The sequence below is a fragment of the Chryseobacterium tongliaonense genome, assembly GCF_041224435.1.
GTDB classification, from domain to species: Bacteria; Bacteroidota; Bacteroidia; order Flavobacteriales; family Weeksellaceae; genus Chryseobacterium; species Chryseobacterium tongliaoense.
Genome location: NZ_JBGFFD010000005.1, coordinates 98,557 through 122,936, shown reverse-complemented (window position 1 = coordinate 122,936; position 24,380 = coordinate 98,557). Strand labels below are relative to the sequence as shown.

Genomic DNA, 24,380 nt, shown 5'->3' with positions numbered 1-24,380 from the left:
CAGATAATACTTCTGAAGAAGGGAAGGCGCAAAACCGTAGAGTGGAGTTGGTGAAAAAATAATGTAAAACCTATTAGATATTCTTTTGCTTAAAAAATCCCAACGAAAGCTGGGATTTTTTTTTAAACTTCTGATGCGCAAAATCTTTCGACTTACGGTTTTCCGCAATTTCTGCATATTACTATTATTTATATTTGGAAAAAATGTGGGAAACAATCTTTATTAATTAAAACTATTTTATTATCATGATAACTTTTACAACAATTCTAATATGCTTATTTATTGTATTTCTGATAAATTTCGTAATAGTAAAATCTATACATAATAAATTCCCCAATAATACCGAAGCTGAAAACTTGAGATTAACGGAGAAATCTAGACAAAAGGTATTGATTTTAGGATTAGCAATGATATTTATTTCAATGTTTTATATAAATATTTTTCATAAATCAGAAGAAGAAATATTAGCTGAAAAGAAGAAGCAAGAGGAATTAGATAAAGTTTCTGCCAAAAAAATAGAGGAAGAAAATGAAATAAAACGTTTGGGATTAAATAAAAGCGAAGTTGAAATTTTAAATCAACATGAAATTGTCATCAAAAGCCTATCTGATGAAGTTAAAAATGCATATTTCATATTAAGATCACAAAAATATTTTGTAGATACTGAAATTATAAGATTTACTGGACTTGCTAAAAAAACTAAAGGGTCTGAATTTGAAAATAGAGTTGTAAAAACCAGAGATTCATTAGTGAAAAATGAAACTGTGATTGGTAAAAAACAGATTGCTGATTTAGATAAAAAACAATCCGCAGAAGAATCTGAAGGACGATTAAAATATAGAGAAAATTTTAGAGATTTATTACTTGACAAAAATCTAGATGTTAAGGTTAATGTTTTTGGAAAGGATAATAAAAAAATAAAATTGACGTATGTTCTGTTTAATGATGTGTGGTTTAGAAAATTTGAAACATTAGGCTATTTTGATATGATACATGAAAAAGGCTTTACATATATTGAATTATCAGATGGTTATGGTTATGGTAAATGGGTACAATATAACAATTAATATAGATACATATACAGGGAAAATTGTTTTGTAAAACATTAACGTAAATGTTTTGAGACAGTAAATACATGACAAAAGGCATTGATGAAGAACAAAAAGAGACTATCTCTTAAATGGACGGTCGATACCCAGCCGGAAAAGATTTCCCCGTGGGTTCTTGGCCTGCTTTCGGAGAAGGAATACCGGAACCCTCTGCTGGTTTTCAAAACAGCATTCAGGGAATACAGTCTCAAAGAATTTGATTATTTCATGTCCGGGATCGTCTATTTCTCAATGGGCGTCTATGAAAACCTGCCGGAAAGGAATGTCGTTATGCCCTACATTCATACGGTTAAAATGCTGGATGCCGCACATCTTATTCTTCAAAGAAAGAGAGAAAAAAAGACTACTGACACTACTTCAGAATAGGGGACAAGTACAAAACATAGGAAATAGCATATTACTTGTCGTATTTAAACTAGTAAGAAAAATGAAGAGGATAAGATAAGTTAAGATTCATCTTTGATGAATGAAGGTGGCGGCTTTATCAATAGCTTTAGCTATATTCTTAACTTTTCTTAACAGCTTAAAAAATCTTAATGGTTCAAATATTCAATCATTTTTAAAACTTTTGATTTTAAGAGAGCAAAGGATAGAATCAACTTCGTTGATTCGCCGAAGCATATATATAAACATACCGCTTCATTAGCGACAAAGTCGCATCGCTTTGGCTCCTTAAAATAAAACGGAATTATTAATGAACTTTGCGTTAATCCTTTCAATTAAAAAATAATTTTATAAATTCCTGAAATGTAACACAAAGTCTCAATTTAAAATATGCCTTATTTTTAAGCAAGCTAAGAAGCAATCGATTATAATGAGATGAATAATATTCGCTTCATAAAATCGCCAGAGTTGATTCTTTCTTTGCTCCTTAAAAGTAGACAATAAGGAAATGAGTTTTTGCATTACATTTCAATGAGTCCAATACAAACAATACCCCATTTCCCAACTTTTGCTTTCTTATTAGATATGATATAATAAAATGTTTGAATTGTTCATTGCTTTTTCTTTTTAAAGCTGAAAGAAAGATGATTTACTTATATTTGCCCTGCAAAGCAAATTCAAATGTTCAAAAAAGTAATCACTGTATTTATCCTTGGCTTTTATACGGTTTTTTGTTCGGCTCAACAGGTTCGGCCTTCAAAATCATCTGAAATTTACCGCGAGCTCAAAACCCTTAAACACCTTCCTAAAGTTTTATACCTTGCAGCTCATCCCGATGATGAGAATACAGGATTACTCTCCTGGTTAATCAACGATCAGAATGTAGAAACGGGCTATCTGTCTTTAACCAGAGGTGATGGTGGTCAGAATTTATTAGGTACAGAGCAGGGTGCTGCATTGGGTTTAATCAGAACGCATGAGCTTTTAGAGGCAAGAAAGTTAGACGGCGCCCAACAGTTTTTTACCCGGGCGATTGATTTCGGGTTCTCTAAAAATACGACCGACACCTTTAAGCAATGGGATGAAGACAGCATTATAGCTGATGTAGTTTGGGTAATCCGTAAATTCCGTCCTGATGTTATCATTTGTCGTTTTCCTCCTACTGCTGCTGCAGGCCACGGACAACATGCGGCTTCGGCCGTGGTTGCGGAAAAAGCTTTTAAGCTGGCAGGTGATAAAACCGCTTTCCCAGATCAACTCAAATATGTTAATGTATGGCAGCCAAAACGCCTATTGTGGAATACTTTCCGGTTTGGCGGGGTCAATACGACCGCTGAAAATCAACTGAAAGTTACGGTTGGACAATATGATGCGCAATTGGGGATGGGCTATGGTGAATTGGCAGGATTAAGCAGAAGCTTACATAAAAGTCAGGGTGCGGGAACACAGTCTGTAGCCGGGATCAGAACTGAATATTTTGCCCACGTTACCGGCGAGCCTACAAAAGCAACACTTTTTGACGGAGTCGTTAAAACCTGGACCTCACAGGGAAATGCTGATATTGACCAGTCATTAGATAAGATTATTTCCGCTTTCAATTTCAATAATCCAGATCAGAGTTTGCCTGCTTTGCTTGCTTTAAGAAAAAAGGTCACGGAGCTAAAAGATGCAGATCTAAAAAAGGATAAAATTAAATCCCTTGACAATATTATTTTAAGCTGTGCCGGGTTTATGGGCGAGGTCGTAACCAATCAGACTGAAGCTGTTGCCGGGGATCATTACAATTTCAGGTTAAATTTGATTTCAAGAGCTGCAAACCCTGTCGTTTTAGAAAATGTACAATGGTTGAGTCAATCAGAAAGCTTCAACAGAAAACTATCAAAAGATTCTTTAATTACCATTCAGCATGATATTCAGGTTCCTGCAGATGCAGCACTCACAGAACCGTACTGGTTGGCAAAACCAGCAAAGGACGCAGCCACTTTTTCAGTTCCGAATGATACTTTAATCGGTTTGCCCGAAGCAGAATCACCACTCAATGTTTTGCTTGGTTTAAAAATCGGTTCGGAAAAGTTTCAGGTTAAACTTCCTTTATCTTTTAAGAAATTAGACCCTGTGCGTGGTGATGTGGTCGAAGCCTTGCGCATCGTTCCTGCATTGGAACTGAAATTTACACAACCGCTTTATGTGATCAAAGAAAATGAAGATTTACATTTGAGTTTAAATGTTAAGGTTAATTCTAACAAACAGTTCAGTAAAGGTAAATTAAACCTGATGTATAACGGAGAACGGTTAGGCGGAGCTGATGTAAATTCGCTCAACGGGAAAGACAGTACCATTGATTACGTTATTCCAAAAGCTAAGCTTGCCTCAATAAACTCATCCCGTTTGCAATTGGATGCCAGTTTTGTTGCAGATGGAGTTACCTATAATAAAAAACAAATATTAATTCAATACCCGCATTTACCCTCCTTACAATATTTTGCACCTGCAACGGTAGCCGTAATGAAAGGTGATATCCAGGCGAAGGTTAAAAAAGTGGGTTACATAGAAGGTGCGGGCGATTTCATTCCTGAGTTCCTGCGCATTGCAGGTGTTCAGGTAGATGTCCTGAAAGACGAAGATTTTTATGGCAACTTAGATGAATCCGGCGGAAACGGCAGTCAAAACAAGCTGTCACAATATGATGCCATCGTACTTGGTGTTCGTGCCAATAATACAGAGAAAAAGTTAGGTCGCTGGATGCCTTTTTTATGGTCTTATGCAAAAGCAGGAGGTAATCTGGTGATGCAGTACAACACCAACCAGGATACAACCGTTGACAAATTGGGGATATACAATTTCAGTATTGCCAATAAGCGTGTTACCGAAGAAAATGCTGCGGTTACGTTTTTAAATCCAAATCATAAATTACTGAACTTTCCGAACAAAATTACTGCTGATGATTTTAAAGGATGGGTACAGGAACGTGGCGCCTATTTCCCTGCTCAATGGGATGCAACGTACGAACTGCTTTTTGAAATGCACGATACAGATGAAGAGCCTCTTCAGGGATCCACTTTATATGCCAAATACGGGAAGGGTAATTTTATTTATACACCATTGGCATTTTTCAGACAGCTGCCTGCAGGAAATGTTGGAGCGGCACGTTTATTTTTAAACTTTTTATCTGCACAGAAAAACTGATGAACAAGAAACTTAAAAATTGGAATACCTGGTATATACTGTTAGCAGCCGCATTAGTATTCCAGATCGCATTTTATTATTGGTTTACTAAATTCTGGGCATGAGTAGCATAGATTGGACAGTTTTGATTTTTACACTTGTTGTAGTGGTTGTTTACGGCGTATTCATCGGTCGTGGCCAAAAAAGCAACGAGTCCTACCTGAAAGCTGATAATAAAATGCCCTGGTACATTGTGCTTTTAGGTATTATGGCTACGCAGGCAAGTGCCATTACATTTCTTTCAGCACCGGGCCAGGCTTATACGGACGGCATGCGTTTCGTTCAGTATTACTTTGGTTTGCCTTTGGCGATGATTGTGATCTGTGTCACTTTCATCCCGATTTTTCAGCGCTTAAATGTTTACACGGCTTATGAATATTTGGAAAACCGTTTTGATAAAAAAACAAGGGTGCTCACTTCTCTGCTTTTTCTTTTTTCCAGAGGCTTATCAACCGGAATCAGTATTTATGCTCCGAGTATCATCTTGTCAAGCGTTTTAAACTGGAATATTTATTTAACGAATGTTTTAACAGGTGGCATTCTGTTGATTTATACCTATGTTGGCGGTGCAAAAGCGATCGCTCACACCCAAAAACTACAGTTTCTCATTATTCTGGGAACAATGGCTTTTGCAGGGTATCTGCTTATTCAAAATATGCCGGATGGAATTGGTTTTAAGGATGCGCTTTACCTGGCGGGGAAATCCGGAAAGCTCAATGTAATCACTACAGAATTTGATTGGAAAGACAAGTACAACATTTGGAGCGGAATAATTGGCGGTTTTTTTCTGGCACTTTCTTACTTCGGTACCGACCAGAGTCAGGTTGGGAGATATATTACTGCGAAAGACAATACCAACGCAAAAATGGGCTTGCTGTTGAATGGATTGGTTAAAATTCCGATGCAATTTGCTATTCTCCTGATCGGTGCTTTGCTTTTCGCTTTCTTTTCTCTGAAACCGGCTCCGATTTATTTTAACGAACGCTCTTATCAACATTTAAAGGATACACAACCTGAACAGGCTGCGGTTTTTGAAAAAGAGCATCAGGATTTACAGATAAAATTTAATGCAGAATCGAAAGAAATTTTAAAGCTGAAAGAAACTCATTCTCCCCAGCTCAAAAAAACAATTCAGGATTTTAAAAATACACAAACTCAAGTGAAGGAACTGCACGGCAGAGTAGAGGAAGCGATTAATAATTCAAACTATAATGCAGAGAAAACGGATACGAATTATATTTTCCTGTATTTCGTGAAAAATACCTTGCCTGTAGGAATGATCGGTTTATTGTTTGCTGTTATTTTTCTGGCCAGCTGGGGTTCAATTTCTGCAGCACTGAATTCCCTTGCCGCCTGCTCATTAAAAGATATTCATTTAATATTCAGCAAAGAAATTCCTGATGAGAAAACTGAATTGAGGTATAGCCGCCTGCACACTTTAGCCTGGGGTATTTTCTCAATTGGTGTAGCCATGTTTGCCACTCAAATGGGTTCCCTTATTGAAGCGGTTAATGTATTAGGTTCTCTTTTCTATGGTCCGATATTGGGAATTTTTCTGGTTGCATTTTACTATAAAAAAATCACCGGGGCGAATGTATTTATTGCTGCAATTCTATCAGAAATTGCGGTAATTGCCGTTTATCAGTTCGATATCGTTTCTTTCCTTTGGCTTAATGTAATTGGTGCAGCGGCAGTCATTATATTTTCTGCAATTGGTTTACTGTTTTATAAGCAGAAAACAGTAAATTCGTAAACGAACAAAAAACAAACAAATTAAAAATATTATGAAAACAATGATTAAATCTGCTACCGTACTTTTTGCTGCAATGACGATTTCAGTGAATGCATTTGCTCAGGATACTAAAAAACCTGCCAGTCCGCCGGCTACTGCTACGGGAAAAATTAAAGATGCAACCATTACAATTGCCTATAGCAGTCCTTCAGTTAAAGGGCGTACAATATGGGGCGGTTTAGAAGCTTATAACAAAGTTTGGCGTGCGGGTGCCAATGAAGCAACTACTTTCGAAACGGATAAAGACATTACCGTTCAGGGTAAAAAACTGCCTGCAGGTAAATACAGCTTTTTCTTAATTCCTAAAGAAAGCGGAACCTGGACTGCGATTTTTAACAAAGAACCAAACCAATGGGGCGCTTATAAATACGAAGAAGCTAAAGATGCTTTACGTGTTGATGTTAAAACAAAAGCTTTACAGGCAACACAGGAAAATTTAGTTTATAAAATAAACAATAACGGATTTACGATGGATTGGGATAAAATCTCAGTTCCTGTAGAGATAAAATAAAATTTAATTAGAAATTAAAATCCCGGTTAATCCGGGATTTTTTTGTTTAAAACTTTGATTTTGTATCAAAGATTACTATTGTGGCACATTCAGAATGTTTATTTCAGACAGACTAAGCATTTTTACGCTTAAATATCGAATACTAAACATCAAATCATAAAAGTTTGATAAATAGATATTTATGGGTAAAAAAGAGACGGCTGTCAAATAGTGGTCTCCTTAAATGCCCAGGACGAGCATGTCTTCAAACACTTTTGCAGATGATTTAATTCGTTTGAGCTAAATTAAATGAGGATCACAAGGCTTATTTTATAAATAATTTTTTTAGATTAATATTATTTCAAATAATTTCAGGAATAAACAAACGAATTGGGCAAATATGACACTTCATTGTTTGTGCCATAAATTAATGAAACTTAATATTCGGATTGTAAAATTTTAACGGTAGTTAGTCCTGAAGGTTCCAAACTATCTGCAGCTGTTACTATTTCCGGGTAAGAATAAGTTACACGTTGTTTTTCCGGAAGCTGAGAATCATAAATCATTCGGTTTGTCAAGGGGTTGGCTACATGAATCTCTAATTCATTATTACCATCTTTTAGAAATGATGTAATATCAAGCTGCCATGGTGAGCACCATATTATTCCTGCATCTTTTCCATTTATAAATATGTGAGCAGCAAAATTTGGGTTTCCGATATCAAGAATAACATTTTTTCTTTTAGAATTGATTTTTATACTTTTTTTGTAAATAGCAGTTCCTGAATAGTACTTTATTTGCGGATTAGTAAACTCGGTCCAATCCTGCAGTTTATGAAAAATTGTATTCCCAACTCCTCCAGTTTTTTCATTAAAATATACTTGCCAATCTTCATTCACATTCATCTTTTGATATGAATTCCTTTCTTGTGATAAGGGTAGTTTCTCCTCGAAATCGCTAATTATTACAAAACAGGATTCATGAGCAACGAGCGATATTTTCAGAGCAGACTTTCCATCTGTACTTTTTATAAATGGTACTGAGAATCTCTCTCCGGATACAGGATTCCAAATTTGTGCAAATCTACCGCTGGCTGAGAATGAAAAAAGATTATTTTCAGAAGTGTCTTTATGGTTATCAATAAAATAAATGTCTGAATCTTTAAGTTTTCTGTGGGCAAAATATATTTTTGATTTTTTAGGGTCAGATCGGTCTATCATTATGTCAGGATTGATTTGAGCAGCCTCAAAAGCGTTTTCCAATGTTCCTCCCCAATAAACTTTTCCCCTGCCTGTTTCCTTTGTACCAATTTTAGCAGGATTTTTTCCCCATAGTCTATCCGCAATGTTTTGATATTCTTTTTCTTTTCCTATGTCTGTTGCTGATTCTGATTTAATTGGTTTTGAACCGTAAATGATAGCTCCTTTTTCTACAATTTGTTCAATTTTTCTTAATGCAATAAGTGTGATATCTCCGTTTTTCGGAAGAATCATAATTTTATACGAGATGCCATCAGGAAGAACAATTTTTCCATCTTTTCCATCCATTCTTGTGAGTAACGCATCTGTCGAAAAGGCGTCAAAATCATATCCGCCAGGAATATCAGGCAAACGATTTGTCAAAATTTTTACAGGTGCATTTTCTCCAAGATATACGGAGATGTCTGCAACAGACTTCCCCATACGCATAAGATAAGCACTTCTTGCCTGATAGTCCCAGAATGGCCGGCTATAATTCCACCAGGTATTATTTCTGTTAATTGCATACTGTCTTCCTCCTCCTGTACTTCCCGGAATTTTGTCTAGCCAAGGCTGATAAGCTGAAGCACAGATTACAAATTCATTTATTCCAAAAGCATAAGCATAATCTGCAAGTGATTTTAAATCTGATAAAGATGTCGAATATTGTGTATCTGTGAAAGCTTCGGCAGATGCAATAGACTTATTGTAAAGATGAGCAGCAGAAGAACTCTCTTTTATATCATAATTTCCGTTAGGATGAATTACCCAGAATTCACCTTGAGGTTTATCCACTTTACTTTTTGCCTGTATCGGATCTCCCACAATACATAGTGCATTACCAATTGCCTGAGCTGTAAAATCTAATCCGCGTTGTTTCGCCATCCTGTTGAATGTTCCATAATAATTATCAGAGATCATATCAGCAATATTTCTTCTGACATCAAATAAAAATCCTTCAGATTCTTTTACACCATTAACAATATATCCCATCATTGCCGGTAGGTAAGGGGTAGGATCATAACCTCTTCTAACTTTAAACTGATCTATAAATTTGTCAGTCCAGTTTTGTGATCCTGCCTCGTGGCTATCCATTGCAATTCCTTTAAGATCACCACTATTGGAAGCTTTTAAAGAATCTGCTATAACGGCCACATAATTATTCCAGTGTAGTTCTGCAGCTTCGACAGATAGTTTATCGCATTCTCGTCCGATAAGGTTTGCCCTTCCATGTTTGGTATTGGCTCCGGTTGGCTCGTATGCAAAACGCATAACTACCCAATCTCCTTTAGGTGCATTCCAATGTAAAGTACCATTAGAATCCAACTTGTCGGTAATATTGAGGATTTTTTCTGATTGAATAACTTCTTTTCCTTTAAATAATGGAGTTCTGTCTTTTTCAATATATTCTGTAAATAGTCCCGCTTTTTCTTCAAACTGATCAAGCATTGCTGATGAATTCAAAACAATAGAATTAAGCAAAAGCTCCTGATTTTTTTCTGAATTTTCCCACCAATCGTGAAAATTCAGTCTGTAATATTTTGCTTTTACAGAGGCAAATGAAACTGTTTTTTGTCTCCAGCTTTCATGGACTTTATAGATTGGTTTTAAATCGCATACTTTTTGATAATGAATGCCATCATAAGATACTTCCAATTGTCCGAAATCAGGTAAAACCCTGTATCCTGTTCCTGTAAATGTTTCAGAAGGAGGAGCGGGAACGTTGGTTGCACTTGTCGTAGATTTTCCTCGTGGCTGCATTTTGTACGTTATACTGCGTGCTTCAAAATCTTTCGAGAATTCAAGATTAATATATACTCCAGAATCATTTCGTGGAATTCTAACCGCCGTTCCTGATTGGATGTCAAAAAGTTTTTGAATCTCTGATTGTTTAAAGTTTGAAGAAATTTTTACAGATTCAGAATATGACGTTTTCCCTGCTCCCTGTTGTGCCGGAAAAGCAAGAATGGCAACATCCTTATAGTAATTGTATTTGTTTTTAGGCTCTGGTAATTTTTTACTAAAATATTTTCCACCTCTTATCAATATTTCTGTAGCAGTAAGACGTTTCATTCCTGTCTTATTGGTGATCCAGGTTCCTCCGGCAACATATCCGTTTGAAATATGAAGTTCAAATGTCAAACCTAAGCGTTTTGCTTCCGATGCTGAAAATTTTAGCATATCCCACCATTCAGTTGAAAAACCTTTTAATGCCTTCTCTGCTTTACCGTGGCTTTGATCATAATATACGACTCCACCTACACCAACTGTTTTAAAAGCTGTTAGATCAGCAGTGATTCCTTCTTTGGTTGTTTCAGTTTCACCATGAAACCACCAAACTTTTGTTCTGGCGCTGTCTTGAGGATGTAAAAATCCAAATTTAGCATCTAAAAAACCTGACTTTTGCTGACATTTTACAATGTTTAAGTTTTGCAAAATAATAAGGAAAAAGAGATATAGTTTTATTTTACGATACATTTTAAAAGATTATGAGAACGTGTTCAAATATAATCAACTGCTTGTATTTGACTATCTTGTACAATCCTGAATTACCTCTGCTATTTTTTTCGAACTATAGATATAATTTCTCACAGGAATGATAATGGATTATAATTATGTATTAGCAGAGACCGTTTTGTAACTTACCAAATATTAACAAAGTTTCTAAGAAAGGTGGTATTGGATCAATTTTGCTAACATATTAAATAAAAAGCGCCACTTGTCTTAAAGTGGCGCCATTTGGCTGTTTGTAACCTCGACGAGCGTATCTTCAACACTTTTAAAAATGATTTGGTTCGTTTGAGCCAAAATTCATTTTTTATCAGCCAATTTCGCTAAGGAAAGATTAAGAAAAAGATGGATTTTCGGAAAAAGGAAAAAAACAAAAATGACACAGATTTTAGGAGTATGAATCTGCAACATCAAGTTTTTGACATTCTGCAGATTATTTATTAGGTCAATTTCGTTTTTTGCCAGATTTTTTGAGCCAATGAGTAAGATTTTAAGCAAAAGTAAATAGTTATTTCGTCTTTTGGTAATTGGCATCTCAATAAAATTTATGATAAGACCCTTCTATTTTTCCTATTATAAATAGTGTTGTAACTATTTGTTAATTATTAGATTTATGATATGTATATTTTATGTTAATTATTAATAAAATATTGTTTTATATTTAATAATTTATATATTTTTATTTAAAATTAATAACTATTGTTACTAGTGATTAAAATTTTCATAATATCACACTTGTATGTATTTTTAAGTAGGTCTGCTCAGAGAGTGGTCTGGCAGAAAGACGTCAAATTCTCTACTCAGGATTTTCCAAACCGGATAATTACAACAATCCAATTAAGATTAAAAAATTTCACTTATCTGTCTGATACTCTTACGAAGGACAGAAAACCAAGGCATTGATGGCTAAAAAATAAGATTATTAATAACCTTTAATATTTAAATTATGAGAACAAACAAAATGTGGTTACTTCTGGTTTTTATGTTAACCATTCTTTCCAACTGCTCCCGGATGGAGGAAAAAACTTTACCAGAAGAATCTGAAAGAAACCTAAGAGCCAGTGAATCTAAATTGGCAGTGACACCGACCCTGCATGTCGGCGGCAGGTACCTCAAAGATCCCTGCGGAAATAACGTTGTCCTACATGGGGTTGCCATAACACCCAGCCCCTGGTTCAATGGCTGTCAATATGGCGCCAGTTCTGGCTACTGTACCTGGGATAATTACAATGTACAGGGAGCTCTGAACTATAACAAAGCAGTCATGGACAAGCTCAGCAGCGCTGCCGATGGCTGGTATCTCAATTACATTCGCCTTCACATTGATCCGTATTGGACCAATGACCCAGGTTCCCCTATTCCCGAAGATAATATATCGAGGTTTAATTATAACCGCTTGGTTACCTATACCAATCAAGTCATTATTCCTTTGATCGACCATGCACGAAGCCTAGGTATGTATGTGATCCTACGCCCTCCCGGTGTATGTCCACATCGTATCGCAGTCAATGATGCGTACCATAGCTATCTCAAGACCGTATGGACTTTTCTCTCGCAACATCCCGGATTGAAGAATGCCGACAATGTGATGTTCGAATTAGCTAACGAACCCGTTGAGATCCTGGGGACAAACGGTGTGTGGGGAACAACGGGGAATGAGCACTTTGAAGCACTCAAAAACTTCTTTCAGCCATTGGTCAACATCATTCGCAACAATGGGGCCAATAATGTTTGCTGGATACCAGGTACGGGTTGGCAATCGCATTATCAGGGCTATGTTAATAACCCGATCACAGGGGGTAATATTGGGTATGCTGTTCACATCTACCCAGGCTACTGGGGTGGTGTCAACAACTATCAATCCTTTCAAAATGCATGGAATACCAATGTTAAACCTATTGCAGACATTGCACCGATCGCCATTACCGAGACCGACTGGGCACCGCAGGGATATGGTACCTTCGGAACCGGCACAACCGGTACGGCAGGCGGAACCGGATTTGGTGCGAATCTAAAATATATCGCGGATCAATCCGGCAATGTAAGCTGGAACCTCCTTGCCCCGGATGATCTGCTCCACAAAGGCGACCCTAATGGAGGAACAGCCTTCAACAACGATTGGGAGGCCTGCGCTGCTCCAAGCAAACAGTGGTTTCAGCAATATGCGGCCTCCAACTATCCCGTTGCAAACTGCAGCGTAACTAGTCTGGTCAATAATGGTATTTACGAGATCGAGTTTCAGACCGATGCCAATAAAGTACTTGATCTAAAATCCGGGGAGGACGCCAATGGCGCAGTGTTAAGACCATGGACGAGAAATGGTGCTACGGCGCAGCAGTGGATAGCCATTGATGCCGGTAATGGCTACTGGCGTTTTGTGTCTAAAGCCAGCGCAACAAATCGTTGCATTGATCTAGCGAGTAACAGCAATACACTGGGAACTTCAATCCGGCTATGGCAGAACTATGGTAATGATGCTCAGGCCTGGCAGGTAGTATCTGTAGCCAATGGCTACTACAAAATTCTATCAAAGGTAGATGCCACCCGCGGCTGGGATGTGCCCAACTGTATTATGGACGGCAATTCTAACTTGCAACTTTGGGATTACTACGGGACATCCTGTCAATTGTTCAAGTTCAAATTTATAGCGATGAATTAGGCATCTTAGAAAGACGAAAATAACGTGATTTTATTTTCCAAATTCCTTACATCTTTTCGCGGTAAGGACTACTTGCCGCGAAATACTTTTTTAACAAAAAACACTAAAAATTTCACTATGCGGCAAACGCATTTTAGGATCCTGCTATTTCTCCTTGTGATTATGTAGTTTGACTGTAAATTCTAAGCAAATTGGCCAAAGTAATTGATTCTGAAAACAAAAGCGATTATTAGGGATAAAACAATATGCGCAAATTTAAGGAAATTTGCGCATATTGTTGTTTGTGAACTTAACGAGCATATCTTCAAACACTTTTATAGATGATTTGGTTCGATTGAGCCAAATTAAACAAGAATTACAAGGTTCTTTTTTTATTAAATAATCTTATAGATTAAAACTTTATGTAATTTAACTTTAATAATTAAAAGGATAAAAATTTGTCTTCAATTTTCATTATTTGGCTATAAAAGAACCTGAAGATAGAGTGAAAAAATGCGGAGCCCTTTCGGGCTTCGCATTCTGCATTCTAATACCGCATAATACAATGTTATTAATCTTAAAATAATTTTAATTATTGATCTAACAATTAATCTGTATTTTTTACATAAGACTGAATAGTGATAGAACTTCTGTTGGTGAAATTACTGGTATTGGTTGCTGTGGGAGGTTTCTTTCCTACATATAGATCCAGATTTCCTCCTAAATAATTATAACGTCTGGCTACAGCAACCCGAATGGTATGCTGGCCGGCAGATAAGTTGTTTATTGTTGTAGAAACCGTTTCTGTCTGAAAACCATCAATCACATCATATCCGAAAAATCCCAACCTTACAGCATATAGTTTATCATCTATAAAAACTCCTATGGCAAAGCTCGTATAAGAATTGGCTGCAGGTAGGTTTCCGACGAATTGAATAATAGTTTGCAATGTTATTGATACTTTGTTATCATTGGAAGCACCGGGAATTATCATATTGGTTTTTAGCCCGTCCAATGGATACCATATCTGTTTTCCTGAATTGGTGGTGTTGATATCCATTCCTTCATTGTATGGTATAGTACCGCTGTCAAATGTTCCTGATAAAGTTACTCCTTGGTTACTACCATCTCCATTTGTTCCCAAATCTGAGATTGATTCTGCATTGGCCAGATAGTAAGATCCCGGAGGAACAACCGGTATGTTTACAGTTCCCCATTTTGGTGGGGTAGTATCTCCTGTTGAAATCAAAAACTGTCCGCTTATACCTCCATTACCCATTTCTGGATTTGAAGAATCAGGAAATCTTAAAGTGTTTCTTACTAATAGATCACCATTTATATCCAGTTCCTGTTTAGGCTCTGTAGTATTGATCCCTACTTGCCCATAACTGTTTATTACGGCTGAAAATGCTAGAATAGTTAATGCTTTTTTCATTATTGATTGTTTTAAGTTTTACTGGTAAGAAAGAGAAAGGTATTTTAATCGGGTTCCTTCTCTGAACTTAACGTTGAATGTTAAAGATTAAGATGTATGTTAATTTGTGTTTTTAGAATTTTGATAATTTCTTTTCCGGAAAAAGGTGTTAATACAAATCATTTTCGTTTTTAAAGTCTCACAGTTTTTTTTTATAACCTGTGAGATTGAGCTGCAAGAGAAAAAATTATAGTATTACAGCCATTTGAATGAGGGAACTTTAGGTTATATTATTAAACGTGCTTTCACTTGCTCAGTTTGCACTATATTGAAATTGTCTTATGAACGGTCTGTGAGTACTTTTTATACTATTCTATTGATTTCTAAAAAATATCAACAGCTTAAGTCCGGTTGTTACACCTTGTGTTGTTTTAGGGATATGATATTGTTTCCATATTTTTGAGACCATTTGTACAATGTTGTTTTTGGAATTCCGTAATGTGCAATAACTTTGGCAGGAGTCATCTCTCCCTCTTCTATTTTTTGAAGGATATAGTTGATAATTTCTATTGTATAAATGTTTTTTCGAAATTTTGGCAACAATGGGTTTCTTTTTTTATAATCATGTTCTTTATTAGGAGGACAATATAAAATTAGATGCTGGGTATAAATTCTGAAGAAATCATATTTTAATAATTTACTCCATTTAAGTAATATATCAGTCGACATATTTTCCTGCTGATACATTTTTTCAATCTCAGTAACTGAAGTTCCAAAAAATTTACTAATAACTAATGGACTTATTTCGCACTCCGTACAACGTTTTTTTACAAAAGAGCCTATGTGTATATTCTTAAAATCCATTATTTAATTCTTTTGTTATTAAAAAACGTTTCTTCCAGGATGCTACAGTATTTCGGCTTAGATTAAAATGGGCTGCAAGCTGCGTATTATTTAATTTATTTTCTTTCTGAAATTCCAGCATTTTAAAAATGCTTTTTTTGTCATATGATTTACCTCTATAATTAATTGTTTTATTTTGTTTCCAAAGAATATCGTTTAATTTAATGACATCCAATGTCGACAAATGACTTTTAGATAAAATATTTCTACAAAGATCCATCTTGTCCGGAAATTGTTCCAGAATAATATCACTGTAAATTTGCCTGTAATTTGGCCCTTTCATTTTGAGAGGATAAAAATTTAATTTTGATGTGAAAGTAATCGGTACGTATTGGTAATCATCTTTCGGATAGGTTTCAATAGAAATGCAATTATTTTTCATTTTTAGTGTTTTTTTTATCATAAATTCTTTAACTTTAATAGGATACTATACAATAAATTTCAAATAGGATAGTCATTGAATTATACTATGAAATAAGACTGTATTTTGTCTTTATTAAATCTTGGGACAAAGGTCTGCAGATTATTAGAACAATCAAAGAAAGCATGGTGTACATGCAGTAGATAGCTGTTTGCAATTTGGTATACATTGTGTATACATGTTTGTGTAATGTTTTGTTTTTCAGTTGTTTGGATCGAGGTTGTGTATTGGGGCAATTTATGAGGGAGATCTATTTTGTGTATTTTTGTAATATAAAAAGAAGTCAGTATATAAAGAAAAAAAGAGATGAAAGGTCTTTATTTTATATTGTTAATGTTTATAATGGGGATTACTACCATTTGCTATGCTCAAAGCGATCAGTATCGGGACCAGCAAGAAACGTATGCGTTTTTATTTGGAAGAGATTATGAAAAAGCAAAAAATAATATTGAAAATAAATTTTTAAGTTCTACTGACCATTCTAAAAAAATTATTGGCAAAATTTATTTAGCAGATTATTATATCAAGTTAAAAAAATATAATGAAGCAAAACAGACTTTGGAGCAAGCAGCAATACTATTGTCTGAAGATAAAGAAGAAATATTATCTGCATATGTAGATTATGGATATGCTTGTTATTATGCCGGTCTAAACGATAAGTATCTGTTCAGGAAATATGTAAACAGCAGTATTAACCTTTTTAAGAAGCATGAAAATAATAATTTTATCCTTGCTATACTAGCCTATCTTAAAGTAACCTTTTATGTTCAGCATAATATTAAGAATGACGTCAAAAGATATTATTTAGAACAGAATACTTATGCCATAGGCTCAAAAAACCCAATGATCATAAGTTTATCATATATAAATCTGGGCAGTTATTATATAAAGCAGCTTATACAAACAAAAAATGAAGACTACAGAAAATTGGCAAAAAATGCATTACAAGCTTCCTTTCAATATGCAGAAAATATACAGCATGAATCTGCGCGCGAAAGATGTCTCGTAAAATACTATCTGCAGTATGGAGAGCTTTACAAAGATCAGCAGGCTGAAAGCCAGATAGCATATGCTAATGCCCTGAAAATAGCAAATAATGATCCCCGGTTATCGTATTTCGTTCCCTTGATTTACAATAATATAGGTACTTACTATCAAAATACGGGACAATATAAAATTGCAGAGAAATACCTCTTGAACGCCTATACTTTATCTCATAATAATAATGATAGCAATCCATTAAACCTTGTATTGATTAATGATAATCTTTCTAATCTCTACGAAAATATGAAAGAATATGATAAGGCTATAAAGTATGCAAAAGAAGGACGGCAAGTTGCCAATAAATATTATGAATCTCTTTTCAATAATTACAACTCTACTTATGAGGTTATTTATCAATCTGAGAAAAGTGAAAGCATACAGCTGAACCAGCTGAAAAAAAGAGGTATTGGCTTTTTTGCTGTCATAGCATTATGTCTTATGGTCGCTATTTTTTTACTTTACTATTATCGTCACAGGCTAAAGCTGAAGCTTAGTAAAATGAATATTATAAGAAGGGAGAAGGGGGAAATTGAGCAATCTTTGTTTAATGAAAAAGAGGAGAAAAATAAAGTAAAAGAAGAATTAAGACAGACAAAAACAAGAAAAGAAAAATTATACAGACAGATATTGGCGACTTCTTTACAGCTGGAGCAAAAGAATAACTTTATTAATAATTTATCAGCAAAAGTAAATAACCATGAGGACATCAATATTGAAAAAGAATTGAGGGATGATAAACTCATTACCAATGAAGTAAAGAATATTAAAATGTTGTTTGAAGAAATTCATCCTGGATTTTATAAAAAACTGATAGAAATTTCTGATAAAAAGCTTACAGACCTGGATCTGAAATATGCAGGATATATCTATCTCCATATGAATAACAGAGAGATATCGCAAATATTAAAAACGGATTCGCATACTGTAAAAACAAAGAAATACAGATTAAAACAAAGAATAGGCTTATCTAAAGATCAGGATTTAAATGTATTCTTGCAGAATCTAAATTTTTAATCAATTTTAACGTAATCAATTTATAAGGAATAAAAAAATCTGGTTAATGCTAATTGACCAGATTTTTAATTAATTGGAAAGTAAATTTTATCGGAAACTTAGATAGAATACAGTTATTTCCATAAAATCAGAAGAACCTTTTTGAGGGTATTCAAAATAAATTATATTTTTATTATAGAATCAATATGTTTTTTTGAATTAATACTTTTGTAATGAAAGCCTTAATCTGTCGAAAATTAACTGATTGATTATAAGTTGTATAGAAATAAATATGCGCAAATTGTCCTAAATTTGCGCATATTGTCGTTTGTGAACTTGACAGGACTTTATTCAAACCATTTATTGATAGATATAGATAATATTTTGAAGGTGTTAAATGATTTTTAATAGTTACAATTTAATGATATCCATCATTTTTATAACGATTATCAACCTTTTTCATTTTTGTTTTTCTGAAGGGATAGTTATCTGTTAAGGCTTTTTCTATAGCATCATCATAAACCCACTCTTCATCAACAAATTGCCAATAAAATTCAAAGTATTCCAAATCTTTTTGATCTCTTACAACGATAACTCCAATGCATTTTGTAGCCTTGGTATCATATTTATGAGCTATTGTAAAATTGTAGAGAGCAGTTTTCCAATATTGTGTGTTTTTTGAATGTAAAGGAATGAATATAAAACCACAATCTGTAGCAGGGAAATATATTCTGTAAGGCAGAATAATTTCTTCGCTTTCAGAATTTTCTATTGATAATAAAATTCTTTTTTTAAACTCAGAAAGCTCAGAACGATTTAGTTTTGCAATTTCCTGTATGATTGGATAATATTCGGTCTGATGATTAATTAATTTTATATTTTTACTAAAATTATCAATGATATATGAAACATCAAATTTTCCAATATCGGGATTGTGAGTCTGTAGGTTGCTTATATAAGAAGGTTCGAAATGGTCTGCATTTAATGTTTCCAAGAAATGTGCTAAGAAATATTGCTCAGGCAACTCGTTGCTCTTTGTTTTATCAAAGAGAAATAAATGCTCACGAAAGTTTAAGTATTCTTCAATTTCTGCAGGTGTTATAAGATACTTACAGATCCAATAATAATCTTCAGAATGGAAAAGATGTATTAATCCAATCTCAGAACTTTCGTAAAATTTTAAATGCCTCTTAGATTCGGGAAAATTGTCGGGAGGTAGATAGACAATAATCTTTTTTGGATTTATACATTCCTTTGCTTTTATAACATCCAATTTGTGACCTTTTTCATTTTCAATAAAAATTTCCGGATATGTTGAAATGTATTTAAGTGTAGATTTTATTTGTTTAACAGCTTTTTTTAATATCTTGTTCTCAAACCATTTTACATCACTATTTTTAGAATTAGGTTCTCGTTCTTTAATTTGATATATAAAAAATAGTGTGTCTAACCAGACAACATTATCAGCAAACTCCAATTTTTGATTTGTGTTAAGTTCTTTAAAGTCATTCTTACTAAAGGTGAATTCTTTAAAGAATATATTTGAATTGATTTGCGAAATAATATTCTCCGAGTTTGTAATTGCCATAAGAAACCTTAATTTTAAAATTAGAAAAAATGAAATTTATATTTTAGATATTGATGATTTTTAAATTTATCTTCATCCTTCGTAATAGATTGCATCAAGAAATGCGGCTCTTGCATTACTTATTTTCTGTTCTTGATTTGTAGAAACTGTTGGATTCAACCACCATTCAGAATCATATATTCTTTGAATGACGTGCTCCCAATATCCTTCGTAATTAATATCTGATTTTCTCACATCAAATTCATTACAAAATCTTTTTTGATTTTTTGATGTCAGGCAATAGAAAACGTCTGGTCTTTTCATTGCTAAGAGTCTTGAAGCAACTCCTATATAATTGCCTGAAAATACTTTCATAAAATACTTTACGAAATTATCATAATGACATTTTGTGATTTGTCCACTTAAAGGAATTTGGTCGAGGGCTAACGAGATATTTGTATTGTTTGCTATTATTTCGTGAACGTAATCACCACGACCAATCATACTTCCGAAATATCCCCAGTCAGCAGCATAATTTGTTCTTGCGCCAGCTATGAATTTTCTCTCATTTTCTTTAAGCCCACTAAAATGTTCATTGGAACTAAACAGCTTGCGTGAAATTTCAATTACTTTTAATCTTCGTTCAAGTCCGTGAGAATCTTCTTCATGTATTCTTGTGACAAATTCTGACCAGGTCATATTGATTACTGGGATTTCGTGAATGGCCTTACTGTTTTTTTCTTCACTACCATATAAACCCGAAAGGCTCTTTATTTTTGACCTTTGATTTTTCCAAATTGTTCTATAATGAAAAAGGTCAATTTCTGAAAATACTTTGGAAGTTTTCCAGCTTTCCTCTACAAGTTTAAAAGCTGCTTGCAGAAACTCTTCTGAATTGTTATCTAAACAAGAAACTAATGTATTTGCTTCAGTATTTCTATCAAAAGCCTCCTTTGTAAAATTTGAACTGCCAATAATTATTTCCCAATCCTTCTCAGAATTATGAAATATATACAATTTAGGGTGGAATGTTCCTTCTGGCTGATTCATAAATTGAACGTTTTTATGATCTAAGAACGCTTTAATAAAGTCAGGATGTGTTTGATAAAAATGAATTCCGATTACGATTTTTCTTATTTTGTCTTTATTTATTACTAGTTCGTCAAAATGTTTTGAATTTATACCTGCCCAAGCTGCTGTCCAATAAAAATTTTTATATTGCTTTGTTAGTCGACTAAATTCTTTTACTAATTGTTTTGAGCTTATTATTAATTTCATTAATTGCTAAATTAAAAAAACTTAAATGATATATTCAAGCTAGGTTGTTAGGATATATTTTTTATAAAAATCTAATTAAAAATTTCTGGATAAAGGTCTTTTACAACTGTATCCACATCATATTCCTGCTTAGGGAAATTTTGATAAAGTTTTTCTAGTTTGGAGTGGAAAGTTTTTCTTCTGTCTTGTTCAATTATAAAATCCCAAATTCCATATTTTTTGAATGCTAGTTCAATATATTCCCAATATTGACTGTAAAATTGAATTGCATTATTACCAAATGTTATCCAATTTGCAAGCTTAGAGCCTATTATTTGATTGTGTTTGGCAGATTCAAGAATGAATAAAAATGTATCTTTTTCATATGCTTTCTGTATAAGTTTTCTGCTTTTGACTCTATCCCAGATTTTATAACTTTCGAAGTTATTATTTTTTGAATATAGATTAATGTACTCAATATCTTTCTTTTGTAGTTGATATCCTATTTCAAAGAAAAGTTTACATATATAATGTTGAGAAGGAATTTTCTCATTTTTATATAACTCTAAAAATGCTGTTTCCTCTATTGAATCTGATTGATTAATATTAACGTAAATATTTTTATTTTGTAAAATGAAAAACAAAAAACTATAGTTATATTCATTTGTTTCTCGAATCCACTTTATAATTGGGGATTTTTTCCTGTTTTTAAAATCTAAATTATTGTTAAGTTCCTTAACCTCTAAATAAGATAGCTCATTTATTTTGTTATCAACAAGCCGATAAGAAGAAAATTTCTTAGATTTTTCATTCTTAATCTGTTGGATGATTTTCTCGATTTTAATTTTGCGCTCTTCCTCCTCTTTTATTTGAAGGGCATTCCACTCATCATCTTCTTTTTTCCTTAATAATTGAATAAGTTCAGTTTCTTTTTTTGCAAGATTTACGGGAAAATTATAATAAAAAGCTTGAATTTGTTTTGAATCAAATGACAGTTCATTTAGTTCAACTGATTTTTGTTTCCACTTATTCTTTACTATGAAATCGTCAATATAAACTTCTTTATATTCACAAAGCAATCTCAAGGAAACGGCAGACTCATCAAGTTTGAAAAAATTATGATAAGTATTCAGATACTTAATGTCAAGTTCAAAACTGCCTTGGCTTTTTATATCAAAATTATCAAGGACCCAGATAAGGTAAATATTATTTTCCTTATAAAATTGATGTCTTTTTAGAATATACCATAAGGGTAATTTGGAAAGTTGTATTTCGAAAACAATTTGATAATCTAAGAACTTACAATAGACATCGGGTTTTCTTTTTTCGCCATTTCTGAAAATAAATTTATTGTCTATTGCAATACTGCTTTTGTCAACACCTTCTACTGTTGAAATTAAGTTTCCAATTCTATTTTTAAGATGTTTATGCCTGTCAGACTCATTTATTTTTGTAATTTCAATATATTCGTTCTGTTGCTGTGGTGTCAAAGAATTATCAGATAATAAGCAGTAAGAATGCTTGGGTAAATGCTTGAAAAAATGACGATCATATATACTTTTAGATAGAGCCAAACCTTGTTCACATTCAACACATATGGGAATTATCTTTTTTTCACCAATCAATCTTCTGATGTCAGAATCAACTGTTCTATTAATTTCGAAAATTACATTAGCATCCAATAGATTTAGAGTAATTTTATCGCGAGCAAGACTGATTAATCGTTCACTTTTTTTCATCTAAATGAATGTTTTTCAATTATTAAGATTATTGTTTATTTGTATTTCTAGTTTTTTTGATCTATAATTTTATCATTCTGGGAATTCCTTATTTGTAAACTTTCCTTCTGTTAAATCAGTAAACCAACCTAATGTTTTTATATCATTTTTTACTAACTCCTCATATTCTTTTGGGTAGGGCTTAATATTTTCGATTAAGCCAAATTTTAGAAAATGATTTTTATTTGTTGAAATTAAAATAATGGTGGGATATTGATACTTTGTATAAACATTAAATGACTCAACAGCTAAATTATTCAATGTATTGAACATCTCATCAGTCATTTCTTCTGTATAGCTCGTGAATAGAATTCCTATTTTTCCGAAGTCTACCAGCCTTCTTCCGAAACGTAATCCTGTATTATTAGCATTGTTACTGTGAAAATCAAAATAACTCTCTCCAATTGATCGCCTTGTTAGACGATCAAATGATAATAAGTGTTTTGCTAATTCTTCTCTGTATGGAGTAATATTTATTAATAATTCATTCTCAACAAATCCATCAACGAAATAACTTATTTTGTCGGCTTCTTTTTTGTTTTCAAATCTTTTTTTTGAAATAAATTCATTCCATTTATTGTCTATGACTAAATAGAATCCATTTACTGTTTCACCATTTAAAATATCAGGAAACTCTCTCTTATTCTCAAAAAAGTGAGCTAATAAATCTTTCTCAGTGCCTGATAGTAGGACTGTTTTTGTGTTATTGTCAAAGCTATTTTCTGTTATTGAAAAGAATTCTTTCTGCGTTTCAACTGAAAAGTCATCTTCTTTGGCAGGAAGAATAATGGTAAATTTATCTTTAAAAAGCTTTTCCCTTTTTTCAATATAATCAATAAAGTCCGGGACTGTATCTAATTCTCTGATAATTGTTTCAAAAGAGTCTCTATCAAATAATGTTATAAAATCACCATTATTGGTAATTGAGCTGAATGGATAAAATTTGACATTCTCACCTAAATTTACTATAATTCTAAAGGTTTTTTTAATAGAATCTTTAGGGAAAATTTCTTCAAATTGTTTATCAGGATGTTTTATTCGAACTTCATTGCTTGAAAATAAAGTTTTGTAAGCCCCATTGATTTGCTTCGTAGCTTTGGAAATAGTATTGTTGAAATAACGAATATGATTACCTTTAAATTCATAATTCTTTACTGAAAAGATTATGGCTATATCTTTGAAAATAATTAGTAAATCACAGATTTCTTTTTTATTACCATTTTCCAATTTTGGACTTGGGTAGCACCAATACTTAAAAAATGTTGAGAAGGCTAACTGATTAACAAATTCTTCTCCGTCGGTTCCTCTAATTTGACTATCCATTATAAATAATTTTATTCATTGTTTTGGTTAATAAAAAGTAAGACTTAAAAATTATATTTATCCAAATCCATTTTATGTTTAATCATCTCATAGGGACTTGACAGGACGCTATCCAAACTCTTTTTTTGCTGATATAGAAAATGTTTTAGAGTTATGTGGTTGAAAATAAGCAGTATATAAATATTGTCTTTACGTATAAACTTAAAAAGATGCTCTTCAAACACATTTCCGGAAGATTTTGTCTTATAAGTCAGTTTGATTTGCTGGAATAATTGTTTTACATCTTAACGATT

The 24,380-nt window shown here is 33.3% G+C and carries 15 protein-coding genes; 7 read left to right on the top strand and 8 right to left on the bottom strand.

Translation table 11 applies throughout. From position 1 onward, the window contains the following. Positions 1–356 precede the first annotated feature (356 nt). The 5 genes from AB8P06_RS12300 to AB8P06_RS12280 all read left to right on the top strand — a co-directional run bounded on the left by AB8P06_RS12300 (position 357) and on the right by AB8P06_RS12280 (position 7,021). Positions 357–1,067 (top strand): hypothetical protein, encoded by a 711-nt coding sequence (locus AB8P06_RS12300; protein WP_369842146.1) that lies wholly within the window; start codon positions 357–359, stop codon positions 1,065–1,067. Positions 1,068–1,151: 84 nt separating this feature from the next. Next, positions 1,152–1,475: a hypothetical protein gene (locus AB8P06_RS12295; RefSeq protein ID WP_369842144.1), complete on the top strand. Its 324-nt coding sequence runs from the start codon at positions 1,152–1,154 to the stop codon at positions 1,473–1,475. A gap of 699 nt (positions 1,476–2,174) precedes the next feature. Then, on the top strand, positions 2,175–4,679 hold the full coding sequence (locus AB8P06_RS12290) for a PIG-L family deacetylase (protein WP_369842142.1): 2,505 nt from the start codon (positions 2,175–2,177) through the stop codon (positions 4,677–4,679). A gap of 100 nt (positions 4,680–4,779) precedes the next feature. Continuing rightward, positions 4,780–6,471 (top strand): sodium:solute symporter family protein, encoded by a 1,692-nt coding sequence (locus tag AB8P06_RS12285; RefSeq protein ID WP_369842140.1) that lies wholly within the window; start codon positions 4,780–4,782, stop codon positions 6,469–6,471. A gap of 31 nt (positions 6,472–6,502) precedes the next feature. Then, entirely contained in the window at positions 6,503–7,021 is a 519-nt protein-coding gene (locus AB8P06_RS12280) for a DUF2911 domain-containing protein (protein WP_369842138.1), read from the top strand. Between the two features lie 416 nt (positions 7,022–7,437). Here AB8P06_RS12280 and AB8P06_RS12275 read toward each other — a convergent pair whose 3' ends face one another. Further along, positions 7,438–10,716 carry a glycosyl hydrolase gene (locus tag AB8P06_RS12275; RefSeq protein WP_369842136.1) on the bottom strand — a complete coding sequence of 1,093 codons (3,279 nt, stop codon included), beginning with the start codon at positions 10,714–10,716 and terminating at the stop codon, positions 7,438–7,440. 979 nt (positions 10,717–11,695) lie between these two features. On the opposite strand from AB8P06_RS12275, the gene AB8P06_RS12270 reads away from it, so the two are divergent. Beyond that, positions 11,696–13,408: an RICIN domain-containing protein gene (locus AB8P06_RS12270; protein ID WP_369842135.1), complete on the top strand. Its 1,713-nt coding sequence runs from the start codon at positions 11,696–11,698 to the stop codon at positions 13,406–13,408. A gap of 586 nt (positions 13,409–13,994) precedes the next feature. Here the strand turns inward: AB8P06_RS12270 and AB8P06_RS12265 are convergent. The 3 genes from AB8P06_RS12265 to AB8P06_RS12255 form a co-directional block, all read right to left on the bottom strand. Continuing rightward, positions 13,995–14,822, bottom strand: a complete 828-nt coding sequence (locus tag AB8P06_RS12265; RefSeq protein ID WP_369842133.1) for a hypothetical protein — start codon at positions 14,820–14,822, stop codon at positions 13,995–13,997. A 393-nt stretch (positions 14,823–15,215) separates the two neighbouring features. Continuing rightward, on the bottom strand, positions 15,216–15,665 hold the full coding sequence (locus AB8P06_RS12260; protein WP_369842131.1) for a transposase: 450 nt from the start codon (positions 15,663–15,665) through the stop codon (positions 15,216–15,218). Then, positions 15,655–16,107 (bottom strand): helix-turn-helix domain-containing protein, encoded by a 453-nt coding sequence (locus tag AB8P06_RS12255; RefSeq protein WP_369842129.1) that lies wholly within the window; start codon positions 16,105–16,107, stop codon positions 15,655–15,657. The genes AB8P06_RS12260 and AB8P06_RS12255 overlap by 11 nt, the downstream gene beginning before the upstream one ends. Before the next feature lie 324 nt (positions 16,108–16,431). Between AB8P06_RS12255 and AB8P06_RS12250 the strand changes: the two genes are divergently transcribed. After that, positions 16,432–18,183, top strand: a complete 1,752-nt coding sequence (locus AB8P06_RS12250; RefSeq protein ID WP_369842127.1) for a tetratricopeptide repeat protein — start codon at positions 16,432–16,434, stop codon at positions 18,181–18,183. Between the two features lie 397 nt (positions 18,184–18,580). Here AB8P06_RS12250 and AB8P06_RS12245 read toward each other — a convergent pair whose 3' ends face one another. From AB8P06_RS12245 to AB8P06_RS12230, 4 genes are all read right to left on the bottom strand, one after another. Further along, positions 18,581–19,750 (bottom strand): hypothetical protein, encoded by a 1,170-nt coding sequence (locus tag AB8P06_RS12245; protein ID WP_369842125.1) that lies wholly within the window; start codon positions 19,748–19,750, stop codon positions 18,581–18,583. Positions 19,751–19,822: 72 nt separating this feature from the next. After that, a complete protein-coding gene (locus tag AB8P06_RS12240) occupies positions 19,823–21,007 on the bottom strand; it encodes a phospholipase D family protein (protein WP_369842123.1) in 1,185 nt (394 codons plus the stop codon). 71 nt (positions 21,008–21,078) lie between these two features. After that, positions 21,079–22,725 carry a DUF6035 family protein gene (locus AB8P06_RS12235; protein WP_369842121.1) on the bottom strand — a complete coding sequence of 549 codons (1,647 nt, stop codon included), beginning with the start codon at positions 22,723–22,725 and terminating at the stop codon, positions 21,079–21,081. 72 nt (positions 22,726–22,797) lie between these two features. After that, complete coding sequence (locus AB8P06_RS12230) at positions 22,798–24,087, bottom strand: hypothetical protein (RefSeq protein ID WP_369842120.1); 1,290 nt, start codon at positions 24,085–24,087, stop codon at positions 22,798–22,800. Positions 24,088–24,380: the final 293 nt, after the last annotated feature.

Bases quoted from the DNA above. Each gene is read 5' to 3' on its own strand.
- AB8P06_RS12295 (WP_369842144.1), top strand. From the start codon at position 1,152: ATGAAGAACAAAAAGAGACTATCTCTTAAATGGACGGTCGATACCCAG.
- AB8P06_RS12290 (WP_369842142.1), top strand. From the start codon at position 2,175: ATGTTCAAAAAAGTAATCACTGTATTTATCCTTGGCTTTTATACGGTT.
- AB8P06_RS12285 (WP_369842140.1), top strand. From the start codon at position 4,780: ATGAGTAGCATAGATTGGACAGTTTTGATTTTTACACTTGTTGTAGTG.
- AB8P06_RS12280 (WP_369842138.1), top strand. From the start codon at position 6,503: ATGAAAACAATGATTAAATCTGCTACCGTACTTTTTGCTGCAATGACG.
- AB8P06_RS12275 (WP_369842136.1), bottom strand. From the start codon at position 10,716: ATGTATCGTAAAATAAAACTATATCTCTTTTTCCTTATTATTTTGCAA.
- AB8P06_RS12270 (WP_369842135.1), top strand. From the start codon at position 11,696: ATGAGAACAAACAAAATGTGGTTACTTCTGGTTTTTATGTTAACCATT.
- AB8P06_RS12265 (WP_369842133.1), bottom strand. From the start codon at position 14,822: ATGAAAAAAGCATTAACTATTCTAGCATTTTCAGCCGTAATAAACAGT.
- AB8P06_RS12260 (WP_369842131.1), bottom strand. From the start codon at position 15,665: ATGGATTTTAAGAATATACACATAGGCTCTTTTGTAAAAAAACGTTGT.
- AB8P06_RS12255 (WP_369842129.1), bottom strand. From the start codon at position 16,107: ATGATAAAAAAAACACTAAAAATGAAAAATAATTGCATTTCTATTGAA.
- AB8P06_RS12250 (WP_369842127.1), top strand. From the start codon at position 16,432: ATGAAAGGTCTTTATTTTATATTGTTAATGTTTATAATGGGGATTACT.
- AB8P06_RS12245 (WP_369842125.1), bottom strand. From the start codon at position 19,750: ATGGCAATTACAAACTCGGAGAATATTATTTCGCAAATCAATTCAAAT.
- AB8P06_RS12240 (WP_369842123.1), bottom strand. From the start codon at position 21,007: ATGAAATTAATAATAAGCTCAAAACAATTAGTAAAAGAATTTAGTCGA.
- AB8P06_RS12235 (WP_369842121.1), bottom strand. From the start codon at position 22,725: ATGAAAAAAAGTGAACGATTAATCAGTCTTGCTCGCGATAAAATTACT.
- AB8P06_RS12230 (WP_369842120.1), bottom strand. From the start codon at position 24,087: ATGGATAGTCAAATTAGAGGAACCGACGGAGAAGAATTTGTTAATCAG.